This is a genomic window from Vibrio sp. ZF57, assembly GCF_001691235.1.
Lineage (GTDB): Bacteria > Pseudomonadota > Gammaproteobacteria > Enterobacterales > Vibrionaceae > Vibrio > Vibrio crassostreae_C.
Genome location: NZ_MAKD01000064.1, coordinates 303 through 1,056 on the forward strand (window position 1 = coordinate 303; position 754 = coordinate 1,056).

Annotated in this window: 1 protein-coding gene; it reads left to right on the top strand. The window is 49.1% G+C overall.

The genetic code is table 11. The features are described 5' to 3' along the window. Positions 1-754 (top strand): VCBS domain-containing protein (locus A6D97_RS07175; RefSeq protein ID WP_206208214.1); only part of this gene is annotated, 754 nt, incomplete at both ends.

Genomic DNA, 754 nt, shown 5'->3' on the forward strand with positions numbered 1-754 from the left:
GTTGACCAGTACTGACGTGGATAATCCAGATAATGCATTCACACCGGATTCGATTTCAGGTACCAACGGTGACCTGACTATCGATGCTAATGGTCATTGGGTGTTCACCGCGAGCAGCGCGTTTAATCAGTTAAACGTCGGCGATAAAGTAGAAGAAACCTTCACGGTGTCGTCTGTTGATGGAACACCGTCCACTATCAAGGTGACAATCAACGGTACTAACGACACCGCTACTGTCAGCAGTGCGACCGTCGCTATCGATGAAACTGACAAAGCGGTAACGACATCAGGAGCTCTCACCAGTACCGACGTGGATAATCCAGATAACGCATTCACACCGGATTCGATTACTGGCACCAACGGCAACCTCACCATTGGTGCTAATGGCCAATGGACCTTCACCGCCAACAGCGCGTTTAATCAATTGAACGTTGGTGATAAAGTCGAAGAGACCTTTACGGTTGCTTCTGTGGATGGTACACCATCGACTGTTAAGGTCACCATCAACGGCACAAACGATGCCGCGACGGTTAGTAGTGCGACTGTGGCTGTCGATGAGACAGATAAAGCCGTCACGACTTCAGGAACTCTGACCAGCAGCGATATCGATAACCAAGACAACACCTTCACACCAAGTTCGCTCACTGGTACACATGGCAATCTAACCATTGATGCCAATGGCCACTGGGTATTTACCGCTAACAGCGCGTTTAATCAATTGAATGTCGGCGACAAGATCGAAGAGACCTTTACG